Origin of the sequence: Nonomuraea sp. NPDC049421 (assembly GCF_040677005.1) — a bacterium.
Lineage (GTDB): Bacteria > Actinomycetota > Actinomycetes > Streptosporangiales > Streptosporangiaceae > Nonomuraea > Nonomuraea salmonea.
The window spans coordinates 43,958-60,545 of sequence record NZ_JBFAQA010000038.1 but is presented as its reverse complement, the minus strand read 5'-3'; the positions used below and the strand labels follow the sequence as shown (position 1 = coordinate 60,545).

The 16,588-nt window shown below is 69.4% G+C and carries 19 protein-coding genes, 1 tRNA gene and 1 riboswitch; of the genes, 9 read left to right on the top strand and 11 right to left on the bottom strand.

Going from position 1 to position 16,588, the window contains the following annotated elements; translation table 11 throughout:
* Positions 1-13 precede the first annotated feature (13 nt).
* Positions 14-742 (bottom strand): glycosyltransferase, encoded by a 729-nt coding sequence (locus tag AB0K18_RS43550; protein WP_364926909.1) that lies wholly within the window; start codon positions 740-742, stop codon positions 14-16.
* Positions 743-788: 46 nt separating this feature from the next.
* Positions 789-1,136: an STAS domain-containing protein gene (locus AB0K18_RS43545; RefSeq protein WP_345393493.1), complete on the bottom strand. Its 348-nt coding sequence runs from the start codon at positions 1,134-1,136 to the stop codon at positions 789-791.
* 187 nt (positions 1,137-1,323) lie between these two features.
* On the opposite strand from AB0K18_RS43545, the gene AB0K18_RS43540 reads away from it, so the two are divergent.
* Positions 1,324-1,713: a hypothetical protein gene (locus AB0K18_RS43540; RefSeq protein ID WP_364926906.1), complete on the top strand. Its 390-nt coding sequence runs from the start codon at positions 1,324-1,326 to the stop codon at positions 1,711-1,713.
* Between the two features lie 6 nt (positions 1,714-1,719).
* Here the strand turns inward: AB0K18_RS43540 and AB0K18_RS43535 are convergent, their stop codons facing one another.
* Both AB0K18_RS43535 and AB0K18_RS43530 read right to left on the bottom strand, forming a co-directional pair.
* Complete coding sequence (locus tag AB0K18_RS43535) at positions 1,720-2,817, bottom strand: HAMP domain-containing sensor histidine kinase (protein WP_364926903.1); 1,098 nt, start codon at positions 2,815-2,817, stop codon at positions 1,720-1,722.
* Entirely contained in the window at positions 2,817-3,512 is a 696-nt protein-coding gene (locus tag AB0K18_RS43530) for a response regulator transcription factor (protein WP_355416044.1), read from the bottom strand. Before AB0K18_RS43530 ends, AB0K18_RS43535 begins: the two co-directional genes overlap by 1 nt.
* A gap of 93 nt (positions 3,513-3,605) precedes the next feature.
* Here AB0K18_RS43530 and AB0K18_RS43525 point away from each other — a divergent pair, with 93 nt between their 5' ends.
* The 3 genes from AB0K18_RS43525 (at position 3,606) to AB0K18_RS43515 (ending at position 4,736) form a co-directional block, all read left to right on the top strand.
* The gene (locus AB0K18_RS43525) at positions 3,606-3,779 is read left to right on the top strand and encodes a hypothetical protein (protein WP_345393484.1); all 174 of its coding nucleotides are present in this window, start codon (positions 3,606-3,608) and stop codon (positions 3,777-3,779) included.
* Positions 3,779-3,976 (top strand): DUF6412 domain-containing protein, encoded by a 198-nt coding sequence (locus tag AB0K18_RS43520; RefSeq protein WP_345393481.1) that lies wholly within the window; start codon positions 3,779-3,781, stop codon positions 3,974-3,976. The genes AB0K18_RS43525 and AB0K18_RS43520 overlap by 1 nt, the downstream gene beginning before the upstream one ends.
* Positions 3,977-4,094: 118 nt before the next feature.
* Positions 4,095-4,736 carry a membrane protein insertase YidC gene (locus tag AB0K18_RS43515; RefSeq protein WP_364926898.1) on the top strand — a complete coding sequence of 214 codons (642 nt, stop codon included), beginning with the start codon at positions 4,095-4,097 and terminating at the stop codon, positions 4,734-4,736.
* Here the strand turns inward: AB0K18_RS43515 and AB0K18_RS43510 are convergent.
* Both AB0K18_RS43510 and AB0K18_RS43505 read right to left on the bottom strand, forming a co-directional pair.
* Positions 4,720-5,142: an ATP-binding protein gene (locus AB0K18_RS43510; RefSeq protein ID WP_364368492.1), complete on the bottom strand. Its 423-nt coding sequence runs from the start codon at positions 5,140-5,142 to the stop codon at positions 4,720-4,722. The two genes, AB0K18_RS43515 and AB0K18_RS43510, sit on opposite strands and share 17 nt — an antisense overlap.
* A 151-nt stretch (positions 5,143-5,293) precedes the next feature.
* Entirely contained in the window at positions 5,294-7,162 is a 1,869-nt protein-coding gene (locus AB0K18_RS43505; RefSeq protein ID WP_364926894.1) for a PAS domain S-box protein, read from the bottom strand.
* Positions 7,163-7,257: 95 nt separating this feature from the next.
* Here AB0K18_RS43505 and AB0K18_RS43500 point away from each other — a divergent pair, with 95 nt between their 5' ends.
* Positions 7,258-7,827, top strand: coding sequence for a methylated-DNA--[protein]-cysteine S-methyltransferase (locus tag AB0K18_RS43500; RefSeq protein ID WP_364926891.1), 570 nt, complete (start codon positions 7,258-7,260; stop codon positions 7,825-7,827).
* Here the strand turns inward: AB0K18_RS43500 and AB0K18_RS43495 are convergent.
* The 3 genes from AB0K18_RS43495 to AB0K18_RS43485 all read right to left on the bottom strand — a co-directional run bounded on the left by AB0K18_RS43495 (position 7,796) and on the right by AB0K18_RS43485 (position 10,538).
* Positions 7,796-9,133, bottom strand: coding sequence for a cytosine permease (locus AB0K18_RS43495; RefSeq protein ID WP_364926889.1), 1,338 nt, complete (start codon positions 9,131-9,133; stop codon positions 7,796-7,798). The genes AB0K18_RS43500 and AB0K18_RS43495 overlap by 32 nt on opposite strands.
* Positions 9,123-9,238, bottom strand: a riboswitch (TPP riboswitch). Its footprint overlaps the gene before it by 11 nt.
* Before the next feature lie 53 nt (positions 9,239-9,291).
* Positions 9,292-9,615 (bottom strand): rhodanese-like domain-containing protein, encoded by a 324-nt coding sequence (locus AB0K18_RS43490; protein WP_355416030.1) that lies wholly within the window; start codon positions 9,613-9,615, stop codon positions 9,292-9,294.
* 44 nt (positions 9,616-9,659) lie between these two features.
* Complete coding sequence (locus tag AB0K18_RS43485; RefSeq protein WP_364926887.1) at positions 9,660-10,538, bottom strand: DNA-formamidopyrimidine glycosylase family protein; 879 nt, start codon at positions 10,536-10,538, stop codon at positions 9,660-9,662.
* A 69-nt stretch (positions 10,539-10,607) separates the two neighbouring features.
* Here AB0K18_RS43485 and AB0K18_RS43480 point away from each other — a divergent pair, with 69 nt between their 5' ends.
* Positions 10,608-11,228: a GPP34 family phosphoprotein gene (locus AB0K18_RS43480; protein WP_364926885.1), complete on the top strand. Its 621-nt coding sequence runs from the start codon at positions 10,608-10,610 to the stop codon at positions 11,226-11,228.
* Between the two features lie 6 nt (positions 11,229-11,234).
* Here the strand turns inward: AB0K18_RS43480 and AB0K18_RS43475 are convergent, their stop codons facing one another.
* The gene (locus tag AB0K18_RS43475; protein WP_364926883.1) at positions 11,235-12,530 is read right to left on the bottom strand and encodes an LCP family protein; all 1,296 of its coding nucleotides are present in this window, start codon (positions 12,528-12,530) and stop codon (positions 11,235-11,237) included.
* Between the two features lie 244 nt (positions 12,531-12,774).
* Between AB0K18_RS43475 and AB0K18_RS43470 the strand changes: the two genes are divergently transcribed.
* Both AB0K18_RS43470 and AB0K18_RS43465 read left to right on the top strand, forming a co-directional pair.
* Positions 12,775-14,124, top strand: a complete 1,350-nt coding sequence (locus AB0K18_RS43470) for a hemolysin family protein (protein WP_364926881.1) — start codon at positions 12,775-12,777, stop codon at positions 14,122-14,124.
* Positions 14,121-15,140, top strand: a complete 1,020-nt coding sequence (locus tag AB0K18_RS43465; protein WP_364926879.1) for a hemolysin family protein — start codon at positions 14,121-14,123, stop codon at positions 15,138-15,140. Before AB0K18_RS43470 ends, AB0K18_RS43465 begins: the two co-directional genes overlap by 4 nt.
* 414 nt (positions 15,141-15,554) lie before the next feature.
* On the opposite strand, the gene AB0K18_RS43460 is transcribed toward AB0K18_RS43465, so the two are convergent.
* A tRNA-Leu gene (locus AB0K18_RS43460) sits at positions 15,555-15,637 on the bottom strand.
* A gap of 199 nt (positions 15,638-15,836) precedes the next feature.
* Between AB0K18_RS43460 and AB0K18_RS43455 the strand changes: the two genes are divergently transcribed.
* Complete coding sequence (locus AB0K18_RS43455; RefSeq protein ID WP_345393439.1) at positions 15,837-16,577, top strand: DUF3662 and FHA domain-containing protein; 741 nt, start codon at positions 15,837-15,839, stop codon at positions 16,575-16,577.
* Positions 16,578-16,588: the final 11 nt, after the last annotated feature.

Genomic DNA, 16,588 nt, shown 5'->3' with positions numbered 1-16,588 from the left:
GGGGTTCGCCAGTTCAGCGCTTGGGACGAAGTTTGTCCAAATTTTGTACGACCACCGGCTCCCGTACCGCCAGCGCCCGTGCCACGTCCCGGAGCTGACGTGCCCGGTGGAGCTGGGCGCGAAAGTCGGTGCCGGTGGCCCGATGGGCCATGTCGACCTCGACTTCCCTGACGCGGAACCCCTTGCGCAGCAGGTCGATCGTCAGCGCCGTCTCCACCCCGAACCCGTGCGCCAGCGGACGCGCCGCCTCGAAGGCCGCCCTGGTCAGGCAGCGCTGGCCGTTGAGCGGCTGGGTGGCGTCGAAGCCGGTGGCGCGGCGGATGCCCTCTTTGGACAGGCGGACGACTAACCCGTGGCCGCCCAGCTTCACCCTGGTGGAGAAGACGGCGATGGTCATGTCGGCCTCGCCCGCGCGTACGGGCTCGATGAGAGGCGCGGCGGCCTGGGCGGTGCCGCCCAGGTCGGCGTCGAGGAACAGCAGGTGGCGGGGGGCGTCGTCCTCGTCGAGGAGGCGTACGGCCTCGGCCCCCGTCTCCATGGCGGCGGCCTTGCCCCGGTTGCGGCTGTGCCGGACGACCCGCGCGCCGGCCGCGCGGGCGACCCTGCCGGTCTGGTCGTGCGAACCGTCGTCGACGACCACGACGAGATCGACGCCCGGCAGGGCCGCGGCGGCCTTGACGGTGGCGGCGATGCGGTCGGCCTCGTTGGCGGCCGGGATGACGACCGCCGTGTCAGCGCTCATCGAGCCGCACCTCCTTCAAGCGCGGCGCAGCCGCGATCGCGTTGCCTCATGATCCCTCGGTGATGAGGAACTCCTGCGGCACCTCTTCGTGCACGGTGAACACCGAGTCGAGCCCGGTGACCTGCAGAATCTTGCGTACGGCGGGACGCGGCGCGGCGACCTCCAGCGTCCCTCCCTGCTCTTTCATCCGCTTGAGCGCCGAGAGCAGGACGTTCATCCCCGTGGAGTCGCAGAAATCCACGGCGGACATGTCGATGACCACCCGGCTAGGCCCTTCCTGCAGCAGCCGAGTGAACTCGGACTGCAGGTGAGGCGCCGTATAGAGGTCGATTTCCCCGGTGACGGCAACGAGTGCGCACCCGGCATGTGATCGAGTCGAGACCTTGAGCTCCACATGGGCAGGCTAGCGGCGCTGAGGCTTCCGGTCACGTTGTCACGCCGATAGGGCAACCACAGGTTTTTGTCCTCCGTTTGGGCTCCATGAAAACGGAGAGTACGCGAAGCTTGACAGCGTGACACCGGAACCGCCACCGCCTCACGGAGAAGGAAGGGCTGGGGCACGACCGAAGAGCCCCGGATCGATGAACGCAGACGAACCCGAAGATCCGCAGCGTCAGGGCCTCCGCGAACGCCTGGAGACCATCCTCATCACCACGGAGAAGGCCACGTCATGGCATGAAGAAGCAGGTCACCTGCGCGCCCTGGTGAACCATGAGGGCTACGTCCCCATCCGCACCCGCCTCGCGATCGAGGACCTGGAGTTCCTGGCGGGGGCGCGTACGGAGTTGCTCAGGTTCTCAGAGCTCGGGCTGAGGTTGCTCGATCTCCATCAGCCGCGCGACGCGGGGGGCATCACGAGCGACGCGGCACATCCGATCCTGCGCTGCAGGAGCTGCATGTGGCGCTGGCCCTGCCCGACATTTCGGGCGATGTCGGAGTCGTTCGGCCGGGACGCCACGGAAGGCCCCTGACGGGCGTCAGCCGACCAGCGGCAGCCGGATCTCGAACCGGCACCCCGGCCCGTCGTTGACCACGCCGATCTCCCCGTCGTGCGCCTCCACGATCCCCTGCGCGATGGCCAGCCCCAGCCCGGCCCCGCCGTCCGCGCTGGGCGTCCGCGCGGCCTCCCCCCGGAAGGCGACCTCGAACACCCGGGGCAGATCCTCCTCGGGGATCCCCCCGCAGCAGTCGGTGACCGACAGACAGGCCATCCCCTGCTCGACAGCGGCCCTGAGCACCACGGGCCGGTCGGACGGCGTGTGCCGGATGGCGTTGACCACGAGGTTGCGCAGCGCCCGCCCCAGAGCCCCCGCGTCGGCCTCCACGGGCACGGCCGCGGCGGCCTCGGCGGTGAGCACCACCCCCTTGGCCCTGGCGAGGGGCTCGGCCCCGGCCAGCGTGTCGGCGACCAGGTCGGCGAGCCCGATCCGCGACCGTGACAGCCGCAGCGCCCCCGCGTGGATGCGCGACAGCTCGAACAGGTCGTCCACCATCGCCGACAGCCGCTCCACCTCCAGCTTGATCTGCCCGTGGTAGCGGGTGACCGTCTCGGGGTCGGTCACCACGCCGTCCTCGAGCGCCTCGGCCATGGCCCGCATGCCGGCGAGCGGCGTACGCAGGTCGTGGCTCACCCACGCCACCAGCTCGCGCCGCGCCCCTTCGAGGGCCTGCTCCCGCGCGTACGCCTCCTCCAGGGTGTTGGCGATCGTCTGCAGCTCGGCCGGGAGCCCGGTCGGCGCGACGAACGGCAGGTCGCGTACGGCGGCCACCAACCGCCTGCTCTCCTGAACGACCCGCCTGGCCAGCACGAACGCCACTCCCAACCCCACGAGCCCCCCGACGGCCACCACGCTGAGCACGAAGTCCTTGGTCGGCCCCTCGATGATCATTTTGTTGATGATCGCCACCACGCCCGCCAGCGTGGCCGCCACCGCCACCACCACGACGACGGCCATGGCCACGCCGATCGACCGCGTGCGCAGCCGCCCCATCAGCCAGACGCCCGCCAGCGCGATGAGCAGCCCGAGCCCGGCCGTGACGGCCATGACCATGGGCAGGTCGCCGGGGCGCGGCATCAGAGGCCGTCCAGAGGCTCGTAGCGGTAGCCGACCCCCCACACCGTGACGATCCTGCGCGGTTCCGTCGGGTCGGGCTCGATCTTCTCCCGCAGCCGCCGTACGTGGACGGTCACCGTGGACGAGTCGCCGAACGACCATCCCCAGACCTGGTTGAGCAGCGCGGAGCGGCTGAATGCCTGGCGCGGGTTGCGCATGAGGTAGGCGAGCAGGTCGAACTCGCGGGCGGTCAGCAGCACCTCCTCGCCGCGCAGGCGTACCTCGTGGGCTCCGACGTCCACCAGCAGGTCGCCGTCGCGCAGCACGCCGGTGCCGCCGGTGACGGAGGCCCCGCGCGCCCGCCGCAGCACCGACTGGACGCGCAGCGCCAGCTCGCGGGGGCTGAACGGCTTGGTGACGTAGTCGTCGGCGCCGGTCTCGAGACCGACCACCCGGTCGATCTCCTCGCCGAGCGCGGTCAGCATGATCACGGGCACCGGCCAGCGCTCCCGCAGCCGCCGGCACACCTGGAGGCCGTCGATCTTGGGCAGCATGAGGTCGAGGACCATGAGGTCGGGCGGATGGGCCAGGGCCCTGCGCAGCGCCTCGGCGCCGTCGCCGACGCACTCCACCTCGTGCCCGTCGCGCTCCAGATAGCGCGCCACGACCTCGGACACCGTGGGATCGTCGTCCACCACCAGGATGCGCGTGTTCACGCCTTCACGGTACGGCCCGCCGCCCGGAACCGGCCGGTACGTCATGGCTTCGTAAGGGTCGCGGATCATGCCCCGAGGACGTACGGTGGGCGCATGGGTAAAGTCGTGATGCTCGTTCTGGGGACCTTGCTGGGTCTCTTCGTGCTTTTCACCTTCATCCTGCCGATGCTGGTGGGTCTGATCAAGCTTGCCTTGATCATCGGGGTGATCGCCCTGGTCGTGTTCGTCGCGGTCACCGTCGTCGGTAAGACGTCCCGCTCCAGCTGATGCAGCTGCTGTTCGACCCGTGGCTGGTCGGGATCACCATGATGGCGATCCTGCTGCTGGCCACGTGGGCGGCCACGCTGCTGCCCGTCCTTCTCGGGGAGCCGGTGGGCTTCCCGCTGTCCTACGCGCGCCGCACGGCCTTCCAGCGGCTGCGCGACCCGGACGCGGCCGGGCGGCCGCGTCCCCGCGCTCCTTGAGCGCGCCCCGCTTTCCGGGACGCGGGGCTCTCGTACGAGCCCCCGTCGAAGCGGGGCTCCCTCGGCCATGACGAGCGAGCCCGTCGTCATCACGCCTCTTCAGCAGGGAACAGGGCTCATGATCGATTCTCTCGTCACGTTCGTCATTCACGTCTCCGGCGGCAGCGCCGCCCTCGGCATCGTGCTGTTCACCCTCGCCGTACGCCTTCTGCTGCTGCCGCTGAACGTCCGCCAGGCCCGTACGGCGAAGATCCGCGAACGGCTCGCCCCCAAGCTCCGCGAGCTGCGTCAGCGCCACGGCCGTCACCCGGAGCGCCTGAGCAAGGAGCTGAACGCCCTCTACGCCAAGGAGGGCACGTCACCGTTCGCCGGGATCATGCCGATGCTGGCTCAGTTGCCGTTCCTGTGGCTGATGTACCGGGTGGCCACTCATCCGACCGCGCTCGCGGGGCACACGTTGTTCGGGGCGCCGCTGGGGGAGCAGGCGGCCGGCGTGGTCGCCCATTTCGGTCTGGTCAGCACCCCGGTTTTGGTCTTTGTATTGGTCATCGCCCTGGTCACAGCGGTGGCCTGGCTCTCGGCCCGGCAGATCAAGGTCGCCGAGGAGCAGCCGGAGGCGATGAAGCGCATCATGCGGCTGCTGCCGTACGGCTCGGTGCTGGCCGTGCTCGTGCTGCCGCTGGCCGCCGGCCTCTATCTGCTCGTCTCGACGGCGTGGGCCGTGAGCGAGCGCGCCGTGCTGGCTAGCCGGCCTCTCTGAGGGCCGCGACCTGCCCGTTCACACTTTTGCTAGGCGCGGGCAGAATCGCCCACACGGTCGTCGTGTCGCCGTCGTGCCGCACCCCCCAGCTCTCGGCGACATATTCCACGATGCCGAGCCCCCGGCCCCCGAGCGAGGACAGCGTCGGCCGGCCCGCACGGGGCTCGGTCGCGGCGCCCCCGTCGCTGACCGCCACCTCGATGTGATCGTCGCTGCGCAACCACGCCACCCGCACCATGCCCGACGGCAGCGGATGAGCGTGCCGCAGCGCGTTGCTCAGAAGCTCGCTCACGACGAGCACGGCATCGTCGATGGCCGCGGTGAAGACCCCACTGTCCTGCAGATCAGTGCTCAGACGCTGGCGGGCGACGGCAACGCTGGACGGCGCGTACGGCAACAGCACCACGCTTGACACACCCACCTCCCCGTTCCCTGTGCCCCCCGCGGGAACACTCCCCGGTACGACCGAAATGCCCCGTTACTCGATCCCAGAAACCGCATCTCGATCACAGCTTGTACACATTGGAAGATAGATCAGCGCAACCGTGACCACCTCGTTACCGCATCGGTGTGTCGGATCCGATAGTGGAAGAGCCCCTCAGCACGAGCCGCATTCTGGTGCCTCCTCCTGGTCGCGAATGAGCGCTGACATCTCCTCCCTGTGCCCTGGCGAGACTGCGGACGATATAGAGACCGAGCCCCACTCCACCAAACCGTCTCCGGTCGCCGCTGTCCACCTGGACGAAGCGTTCAAAAATCCGCTCACGGTCAGGCGGGGCGATTCCGACCCCCTCGTCGTCCACGACGACGACCACGTTGTCGTCCTCGGGCCAGGCCGCCACGCTGATCAGCCCGCCCTTCGGCGAGTACTTGAACGCGTTCTCCAGCAACTGTCCGAGCAGGATGTCCGTGGCCAGCGCGTCGCCCAGCACGTACGGCAGCCCCTCGGGCACGTCCACCTCGACCCGGTGCCGGTCCGACAGCTCGGGCAGCCCCAGCGTGGCCGCCACGATGCGCTCCGCCAGGTCGAACTCCTCGATGCGCACCTTGAGCTCGTCCGCGCCGGCCCGCGCGCCCAGCAGCAGGTGGTCCATGAGCACGCCCAGCGACTTCGCGCGCTCGGCGATCGTGTGCACGGCCGAGCGGCGCGCGGGGTCGCCCATGTCGTCCCAGCGCGAGTCGAGCGTGCTGGCGAAGCCCCGCACGATCGTGATCGGCGTACGCAGCTCGTGGCTGGTCGTGGCGAGGAACAGGTCCTTGGCCTCCTCCAGCTCCTTGGCCGCCGTGACGTCGCGGAAGTCGACGACCACCTCGCCGGTCTCCTCGATCTGCGCGCTCACCACGTCGAGCCAGCGCCCGTTGTCGAGCTGGAAGGTGCCCTTCTCGCCCGCCTTGGGCAGCGGGAACGGCGGGGGACCGCCGATCACGGACTCGGCGGGCAGTGCGGTCAGCTCCTCGGCGGCCGGGTTCCAGCGCACCACGAGGCCGTCCTGGTCGAGCACGGCGATGCCGTCGGCGCTGGCGTCGAACACGGCCCGCTCGTGCGCCCGCTGCCGCACCGCCTCCTGGTAGGCGACCGCGTTGCCGACCGCGATGCCGGCGTGCCCGGCCAGCAGCTCAAGCAGCTCCAGCTCCAGGTGTCCCGGGTTGCGGCGGGCGAACAGGGCATAGAGGGCGCCGTACGGCCGCCCGCCCACCGCGGCGAGCCCCAGCGCGATCGTGTGCAGGCCCTTGAGCTTGGCCCACACCAGGTCGTCGAGCCCGTGGGACTCCAGCATCACGGTCTTGCCGGTGCGTAAGAGCTTGTCCACCAGGCTCGTCCGCAGGTCGGTGGTGGTGCCCCTGATCGCCTCCGGCAGCTCGTACGTGCTGACCAGCCGCAGCCGCTCGCCCTCGATGAGCACGAACCCGCCCGCGTCCGCCCCGGTCAGCTCGGTCAGGCTGGCCGAGATGCGGTCGAGCACGGCCGACAGCTCAAGGTCGGAGTTGATGTCGCCCACGACGTCGGTGAGGCGGGCGACCAGCCGGGCGCGGCGCGCCATGCGGTGCTCGGCCATCTCGTCGGCCCTGGCCGGGTGGTAGGCGCACACGTAACCGGCGACGGCACTGCCGAGGCGCAGGGCGCTGATGTCCACCCGCAGGTCGAGCACCCGGCCGTCGGCGTGGAGACGCTTGGTGCGCAGCGACACGGGCTCTCCCGTACGTACGCGCTCCAGCACCGCGTTGTGCTCGGCGCCCAGCTCGTCCGGCACGATCGGCGCCCGGCGGCCGAGCAGCTCGTCGGCGCTCCAGCCGAACATGCGCTCGGCGGCGGCGTTCCACACCAGCACGCTCTGGTCGCGGTCGAGCGCCACGATGGCGTTGGGCGAGCTGGCGAGCGCCGCACGAGCGATCTCATCGTCACTACCGGCCCATTCGTCCCCCACTACTCCATAGTGCACGTGGCGCGGTGGGTGCGTCGGGCGATCCGTCCGATACGCTGCGGTCACGGTGATTCCCGGCAGGTGGGAGGGTGAGGGGTATGTCGAGCAACGATCTCGATGCCCTGCTGCGGGTGACCTCCAGCACCTATCGGGGTGAGACACCACCCGACATCGCGTTCGGCACCTACGACGGCGCGGTGGGCAGGATGGTGCTGGCGGTGACCGGCAAAGGCATCGCGGCGTGCAGCTTCGAGGCGGAAAACGACGTGTTCGAGCTGGTCACGCGGCACGTGGGGCGGTTCATCGGGCCCGACGCGCGGCGGCTCGACCCGGTGCGCAGAGAGCTCGACGCCTACTTCTCGGGGCGGCTGCGGACGTTCGCCACGCCGGTCGACCTGACGCTGGCGACGTCGTTCGCCCGTACGGTGCTGCAGAAGACCATGGCGGTCCCCTACGGCACCACCACGACGCTGGAGGAGATCGGCCAGAGCATCGGCAGACCGCGCGCACTGCGGGCGATCGGCAACGCGCTGGCCTCCAACCCCGTCTGCGTGATCGTGCCCTGCCACCGGGTGGTGCGCGAGGACGGCGGGCTCGGCGACTACGCCGGCGGCGTCGCCGCCAAACAGCACCTGCTCAACGTCGAGCAGCGCGCGACCGCTGGATGAGCCCGATGAGCAGGGTGACCAGCGCCGCCACCAAGGCGCCGCCGAGCGCGCCGTTCATCCACGACTGACGCACGAAGCCGAGCGCCTCGCGCACGCCCGTCCAGAGCGCGTCCCACTGCGGGAAGGTCGGCGTCGAGGTGGTCAGCCAGTACGCGGCGAAGCCCAGCGTCCAGGGCACCAGCATCGACCAGCGCGACGGGGCGTCCTCGGCGGTGTTCCAGCCCTCGCCGCGGCGCAGCACGAAGTAGTCGACCGCGAGCACCGCGAACATCGGCACGAACACGGCGCCGATCACGCCGAGGAACACGCCGTAGGAGTTGACGTCCGCGAAAAGGGCGATCACGACCGTCAGCACGCCGATGGCGGTCGAGAGGATCCGGCGGTCCACCCGCGGCATGAGGTTCTGCAGCGACATCGTGGTGGAGTAGACGTTGGCGAAGGACTGGTCGGTCTCGCGCAGCACCAGGATGCCGAAGAACAGCGCGCCCAGCGGCACCGCGACGAACGGCGTGAACACCGACGTCGCGTCGGCCAGCACGCCGTCCGCGCCCGCCAGGGCCACGGCGTGGACGCCGAGCCCGAGGCAGGCTACCTGGGCCAGCGTGTAGCCGCCGACCACGCCGGTGAAGGCGGCGCGTCCCGACCGCGAGTGGCGGGCGAAGTCGGCCGCCATCGGCACCCACGACACCGACAGCGCGATCACGTAGTCGACGGCGGCGGGGAAGGCCGTCCAGCTCCCGCCCTCGGGTGAGGGGGCGTCGCGCAGGAAGAACACCGTGAACCAGACCATCGCCACGATGACGCCGACGGTGACGTAGCGGCGCAGCAGCCGGATCGAGCCGAGCGGCCAGACGGTCAGCGCCGCCGTCAGCACGCCCGCGACGAGCACCCACACCTGGTACGGCACCGACGGGAAGATCGCGCCGGCTCCCTTGGCGATCACCCACAGCTCGAAGGCGCCCCAGCCGATCATCTGGATGATGTTCAGCACCGTCGGGACGTAGGAGATCCTGGCCCCGAACAGCCCGCGCAGCAGCACCATGGCCGGCTTGCCGGTGCGCGTGCCCGGGATGGCCGACAGGCCCACCATGGCGGTGCCGATCAGGCTGCCCACCACGGTGGCGACCAGCGCCGCCGCGAGGGTGAGCGGCGCATTGCCCAGCGGGTCGAGCAGCAGCAGCGCTCCGGAGAAGCCGAGGAGGCTGACCCCGAGGTTGGCCCAGAGCGCGCCCTGATCGAGCACGCCCAGGGTCTTGGGCGCCTCGCCTTCGAGGGTCAGCGGAACTTCTTCGACGCCGTGCGACATCGCACACTCCCTACGCCGGCATTACCCGAACAGGTTCAGGCGGTCGGCAGCGGATGCATAGCTGCCCTCTCAGCCCGGCGACCCCGAGCTCCCGCGACGATCTGTAGTTTGCGCCCTTATTTTGCCTTAGAGAGGGTCAAATCGCCATAGTGGGCGACTTACGCCACAAAAGGCTCCTGGCCCGTCTCGCTGACCATCGGCTTCCGCGCGGCCTCCCACGACTGCATGCCGCCGCCGACGTTGACCGCCTCGCGTCCGAGCTGGTTGAGCCACGCGGCGACCTGCAGCGACCGGCCGCCCACCCGGCACACGACGTAGACCGTGCGGTCGCCGGGGACCTCCTCCACCCGGCCCTGGATCTGCGTCATGGGGATGTGGACGGCCTGCGGCGCGTGGCCCGCCAGCCATTCGTCCTGCTCGCGGACGTCGAGCAGGTAAGCGTCTGCGGGCACGGCACTGGCCTCGATCTCAGGAACGGTCATGACTCCATCATGGCGTGCCCAGGGTCGTGCAGAGGACGCCCGCCCTACTTGAGCAGGCGGGACAGGCGCCGGTCGGCCAGCGGCTTGCCACCGGTCTGGCAGGTCGGGCAGTACTGCAGCGAGGAGTCGGCGAACGAGACCTCCCTGATCGTGTCGCCGCACACGTCGCACGGCTGCCCCGCACGGTTGTGCACCCGCAGCCCCGACTTCTTCTCCGCCTTGAGGTCCTTGGCCGCGAGCCCGTGCGCCCGCTCGACCGCGTCGCGCAGCGTGGTCACGATGGCCTCGTGCAGGTCGGCGAGCTGGGCGTCGGTCAGCGTCGCGGCGATCTTGAAGGGCGACATCCTGGCGGCGTGCAGCACCTCGTCGGAGTAGGCGTTGCCGATGCCGGCGATCACCTTCTGGTCGCGCAGCAAGCCCTTGATCTGGGTGCGCTTGCCGCCCACGATGCGCTTGAGCGCCTCGACGGTGAACGACTCGGCGAGCGGGTCGGGGCCGAGGGCGGCGATGCCGGGCACCTCGTCCGGATTTTTCGTGACATAGACGGCGAGGCGTTTCTGTGTCCCCGCCTCCGTCAGCTCGAACCCGGGCGCCGGCCCCTCGTCGTCGGGCGCCAGCCGCACGCGTACGGCCAGCGGCCCCTTCCCCGGCCGCACCGGCTTGGCCCCCGACAGGTCGTCGCGCCAGCGCAGCCACCCGGCGCGGGCCAGGTGAATGATCAGGTGCAGCCCGTCGCAGTCGAGGTCGAGGAACTTGCCGTGCCTGCTCACGCCGGTGACGGTCAGCCCGCCGAGCGAGGTGACGGGCGGGTCGAACGTCTTGAGCGCCTGGATGGCCACCACGTCGATCCCCGCGATCGCGCGGCCCACGGCCCGCTCACGCAGGAAATGGGTGAGCGACTCGACTTCGGGAAGTTCGGGCATGCCCCCAGAGTACGGCCCGCACGAAATTGTCCCCAGAACGGGAGCCATCGGGTCGTTAGGGTCAAGTGCATGACCGTGACGATCGCAGAAGAGCTCCTCCTCCTGGCACTCGGCGAGGACAAGGGCAAGCTCCTCATCAACGCGGCCACGCTCGACCTGGCGCTCTCCGGCGGCATCCTGGCCGAGCTGGCGTTGGCCGGCCGCGTCACCAAGGACGGCAAGAAGCTGGCCGTCGCCGTGCCGGATCCGGTCGGCGACCAGGAGCTGGACGCCGCCCTGGAGCGCATCGCGAACGACAAGGCACGCACCCCCGAGTGGTGGGTGCGCAAGCTGCAGACGAGCGACCTGCGCGACCGCCTGCTCACCCGCCTGGCCAACACCGGCGTGCTGGCCAGAGAGCGCACCAAGGCGCTCGGCATCTTCACGATCACCCGCTGGCCCGAGCTGAACTCCGCCGTCGAGGCCGAGATCAGGGAGCGGGTGGCGGCCGTGCTCACCGGCGCCACCCCCGACACCCGCACGACCGCCCTGATCGCGCTGGCCAAGGCGGCCGGGCTGGACCGCAAGGCGTTCCCCGACGCCGGCAAGGCCCGCGTCAAGGAGCTCGCCAAGGGCGACTGGGTGGCGGACGCGGTGACCCGCGCCATCGCCAACATGAACGCCGCCGTCGTGGTCACCACCGTGACGTGAGGCCCGTCAGCCGGCGTCCACGACCTCCTTGGGCACCGGCTTGTCCTCCTTCAGCGCGTTGAACAGCGCGAGCGCCTTCGTCCTGTCCCACTTCACCGCGTCACCGCTGGCCACGCGTTCGGTGCCGCCGAACGGCACCACCGTCGTCACCGGGCTGCCGCCCATGGCGAGCCCCAGCGACAACATGTTGAACGCCCCGGTGCCCGAGTCGACCTCGACCGCGTCGGTGGCGCTGGCGGCCAGCGGGATCGCGGTGAACGGGTTGAGCAGCACCCCGGGGCTCGCGGCCTTCTTCACGACCGCGCTGAGGAACTGCCGCTGCCGCTTGGTCCGCTCGAAGTCGGGCAGCGCGCCGCCCTTGCGGGTGCGTACGTAGCCGAGCGCCTGTGAGCCGGTGAGCACCTGGGTGCCCTTCTTCAGCTTGAGCCCGGCCTTGGGGTCGTTGACGGCGGCCCGTACGTTGATCTCGACCCCGCCGACGGCGTCCACGATGCCCACGAACCCGGCGAAGCCGATCTCCATGTAGTGGTCGATGTGCACGCCGGTGGCGTTCTCGACCGTGCGGACGAGCAGCTTGGGGCCGCCGAAGGCGTAGGCGGAGTTGAGCTTGTCGCGCCCCCTGCCCGGGATGGTGATCGCGGAGTCGCGCGGCAGGCTGACCAGCGTGGGCGCGTCGCTCCCCTCGGGGATGTGCAGCAGCATCATCGAGTCCGTACGCTGCCCCGCGGCCCGCCCGGTGGCGAGCTTCTTCCGCTGGGCGGCGGTCAGGCCCTTGCGGCTGTCGGAGCCGACGAGCAGCCAGTTGGTGCCAGGCGTGTCGGCGGGCCGCCCCTCGTAGTCGTCGAGCACCCCTTCGATGCCCGTCAGCCGCGAGTTGACCCAGAAGAACAACCCCACCCCGGCGACGAGCAGCAGCACCAGGAACCCGGCGATGATCGACAGGATCGCCTTGCCGGAGATCTTCTTACGCGGCCCCTTGGGCGGCCGCGGCTCGGCGGGACCGCCGGACCGCGAGCGAAGCGGCCTGACCGGGCTCTCACCGGCCCGCTCGCGCCCGTAGACCCTGGAGGCCCCCCTGCGCGGCGGAGCCTCCGCAGGGCCCTCTGGGGCGGCGGTGGGAAGCTTCTGGGTGGGCGCCCCCGCCCCAGGCACGGGGCCCTGCCCTCCTGGCGGCGTCGGCCCTCCGGGCGGGATCCGGTGCGCGGGCGCTCCTCCAGAGCGCAGGCCGTCACCGGGCCGCGGTGGCAGCGGGCGGCCGTCGCCTGGCGAGCGGTAAGCCCGCGTCCGGTCGTCCTCAGACACTTCGCCTTCTTTCCCCTCGGTTTGCCATAAACGCTACGTCCAACCCTCGCCAGTGAAGACGCTCCGCCAAGGATTTCCTACGGAAAAGTACGCGGAACCAGCGGAGAGTCACTGCGGAAACATAGATGCCACCAGCATCGTTACGGTTATGGACGACCGCTATCGAAAGGAAGATCGTGTCCGATCCGGACCCGTGGAGTCTTCGCCCGTGCTCGGGCACGGGTTCCTCTGAGGGCTCACTGCGGTGAGCGCCTATCTCGGGCTGCTGGCCCTCCTGCTCCTGACCGCGGCGACCGGCTACTTCGTCGCCCAGGAATTCGCCTTCGTCGCCGCCGACCGCAGCCTCCTGCGTGAGCAGGCCGCCGCCGGCGACACCTCCGCTGAAAAGGCACTCCAGGTCACCTCCCGCCTGTCCTTCATGCTCTCGGGCGCGCAGCTCGGCATCACGGTGACGGCCCTGCTGGTCGGCTTCCTGGCCGAGCCGGCGATCGCCGCCCTCGTACGCCCCTGGCTGACCGACCTGGGCCTGCCCGACGCCATGATCACCGGGGTCTCCGTGACCGCCGGCGTGTTCGTGGCCACCGTCGTGCAGATGGTCTTCGGCGAGCTGGCCCCCAAGAACCTCGGCATCGCGCGGCCCGAGCAGGTGGCCAAGTTCCTGGCCCGCTCGACGCTGGCGTACCTCGCGATCGTCGGCCCGGTGGTCAAGCTCTTCGACTCGGCCGCCACCGGCCTGCTCAAGCGGGTCGGCATCGAGCCCGTGGAGGAGGTGGAGCACGGCGCGACGCCTGAAGAGCTGTCCCGCATCATCGCGGAGTCGACCCAGGCGGGCGAGCTGCCCGCCCGGCTCTCCGACCTCCTGGAGCGGGCGCTGGAGTTCGGCGACCGCACGGCCGAGGAGATCATGGTCCCCCGCCCCCGGGTGGTGGTGCTCCGCGCCTCACAACCCATCTCCGACCTGCTGGCCGTCATGCAGGACTGCGGCCACTCCCGCTACCCGGTGGTGACGGACGAGGGCGACGTGGCCGGCGTGACGGGCGTACGCGAGCTGCTGACGACGGGCGTGGAGATCGGCACCATAGCCGCCATCACCCGCCCGGCACTGCTGGTGCCGGACTCGGTGCCCCTGCCGGCGGTCCTCGACCGCATGCGCACGGCCAGGGACGACATCGCCTGCGTCATAGACGAGTACGGCGGCCTGGCAGGCGTGATAACCATCGAGGACCTGGCAGAGGAACTGGTGGGCGAACTGGTGGACGAGAACGACCCAGAGCCCCAAGGCGCGGTGGGACACCCAGGAGGAGTCTGGGAGGTTCCCGGCCACCTGCGCCTTGACGAGGTGGAACGAGCAACGGGCCTGGCTCTCCCGGAGAGCGACGACTACGACACGCTGGCCGGGCTGGTCCTGGCAAGGCTCGGCAGAATGCCGAACCAGGGCGACAAGGTAACGGTCCCCATGACCCAGGACACCGACCCCTTCGCGGACGACCAGGAAGAAACCCTGGCAGAGCTGACGGTCATGTCCCTCCACCGCCGGGTCCCGGAGTGGGTCCGCCTGACCCCGCTCAAACACGCGGAGGCGACGACCAGATGAGCATGATCGCCCTAAGCATCGCGCTACTGGCCTTCAACGCGCTGTTCGTGGCAGCGGAGTTCGCCTTCGTCTCCTCAAGACGCCACCGCCTGGAGGAGATAGGCGCGACAGGCAACCGCCTGGTCAGAATGGCCGCCCGCTCAGCGGCAGGCGGCAGCAGAAAACTCTCCCTGATGCTCGCAGGCGCCCAGCTGGGCATCACCCTCTGCACCCTGGGCCTGGGCCAGGTGACAGAGCCGGCGATCGAACACTATTTGGAACCGGTGTTCGCGGCAGTGGGCATCCCAGAGGCGATGCGCCTCCCGATAGCCCTGACCTTCGCCCTGGCCCTGGTGACGTTCCTGCACATGGTCGTAGGGGAGATGGCCCCGAAGAGCTGGGCCCTGACCCACCCGGAACGAGCGGCCCTGATTCTCACCCTCCCGTTCAGAGCCTTCACGACGGTCATGCGCCCGCTGCTGGCGTCGCTGAACGCCCTGACGAACGCCATCCTTCACCTCTTCGGCGTCCAGCCAAGAGACGAGCTGGCAACGACGAGAACCCCCCGTCAGCTGGCCATGCTCGTAGGCGAATCCGGCCGCATGGGCCTCCTGGACAGAGAGGAACACGACCTCCTGACCAGAGCCCTACGCCTGGGCGACGAGGGCATAGAACCCCTGATGGTCCCCCTGGACAAGGCAGTGAAGGTCACGAAGGACGCCACAGCAGCAGAGATCAAGAAGACAGCAGCAGGAAGCGCCCACCTAAGACTCCTGGTGGAAGGCCCGAACGGCGTAGAAGGCGCGCTACACGTAAGAGACGCCCTACTGAAACCAGCAAGCAGAGCAAGCGACCTGCTGCGCAAGCTCCCAGAGCTACCCTGCACAACGCAGGTCCCCGAAGCCGTGACCGCCCTACAGGAACAACGATCCCATTTGGCCCTGGTTACGAACCAAGACCAAAAAATCATCGGAATGGTGAGCCTCACTGACCTGGTAGGCGAACTGCTGGACACCAGAACAGCAAGTGTGACGTAGAACACAAAGGGCCCGGAGAGGGATGAAAGTACCTTGCAACCACCGGGCCCTACCCTCAACCCGAAAAGAAACCCCAGATCCCCTTGCGCAAACAGCACCCCTTAGACAGGGTGAGCAAACACAGACCCACCGAGGGAAAGCAGAAGCACCAGGGACAGCCACAACGGCCTTGGACCCGAAGCACTCGAGGGAAGGTCTGAGAACAAAGGACCACCAGCAAAAAATCCTGGGGTCTGGGAGCGAGAGCACCCAGGAGCGCCAGCGACAAGACTGGGGGTCTGGGGGCAAAGCCCCCAGGAGCGCCAGCGAAAAACGCTGGGGGTCCGGGGGTCACCCCCCGGGCAGACATGACGAGGGGGACCCGAGGGAGCAAACCTGAAAGGCTTGCGACCAAGGATCCCCCAGTCACACGAGTGGGCGAGGAGGGATTTGAACCCTCACGTCCTTTCGGACACACGGACCTGAACCGTGCGCGTCTGCCGTTCCGCCACCCGCCCTTGTGGGTGCGGAAAGAACATTAGCACGGAACAGCCACTGGTACTGAACCCGGATACGATCGCATAAGACACGGGAGCGGAGGAGCTGGGCGCGGCTGCCGACGAGCGCCTGTGACACCGTCACGTGGAACGAGCGGAGACCGGGCGCCGATGCGTCTACGGGGCCGCGATCATATGCACGGAGGAAGGGAGGTACCCGGTGGGAGTCCTTCAGCGCTTCGAGCGAAGGCTCGAAGGCCTGGTTGAGGGAGCCTTTGCGCGGGCGTTCAAATCTGACCTTCAGCCGGTCGAGGTCGCCAGCGCGGTTCAGCGGGAGATGGATGAGCGTGCGGCGATCGTCGCTCAGGGTCGCACGCTCGTGCCCAACGACTTCGTGGTCGAGCTGTCCACGACCGACGCCGAACGGCTCGAGGTCTACGCCGACAGCATCAGCCACGAGCTGGCCAACCTCGCCAGGGAGTACGCCAAGGAACAGGGCTACTCCTTTGTGGGACCGGTCCGGGTTCGCTTCGAGACCGCCGGCGATCTGGCTGTGGGCTTGTTCCGCATCCGTTCGGGGGTCATCCGCGGCGCGACGGTGGAGCAGGACGAGATTCGCCAGCCGGCGAGCGACCTGCCTCCGTCGAGACCTCACGCTTTCGGCGGGCGGCCCCGGCTGCTCGTCAGCACTCAGGACGATCCGCAGGGCGACCGCTCCTACGAGCTCACCACTCCGGTGACCTTGCTCGGCAGGGGCACCGACTGCGATCTTCGTCTCGTCGACCCCGGAGTTTCGCGACATCACGCGGAGCTGCGCGTCGAGGGCCAGAATGTGGTTCTCGTCGATCTGGGTTCGACGAACGGCACTTTTGTCAATGGCCAGCCGGTGCGCAGGATCGAGCTCCAGAACGGCACGCGAGTGACCCTGGGGCGTACGACTCTGGTGTTCCGGCGCGATTAGGGGTAGACAGA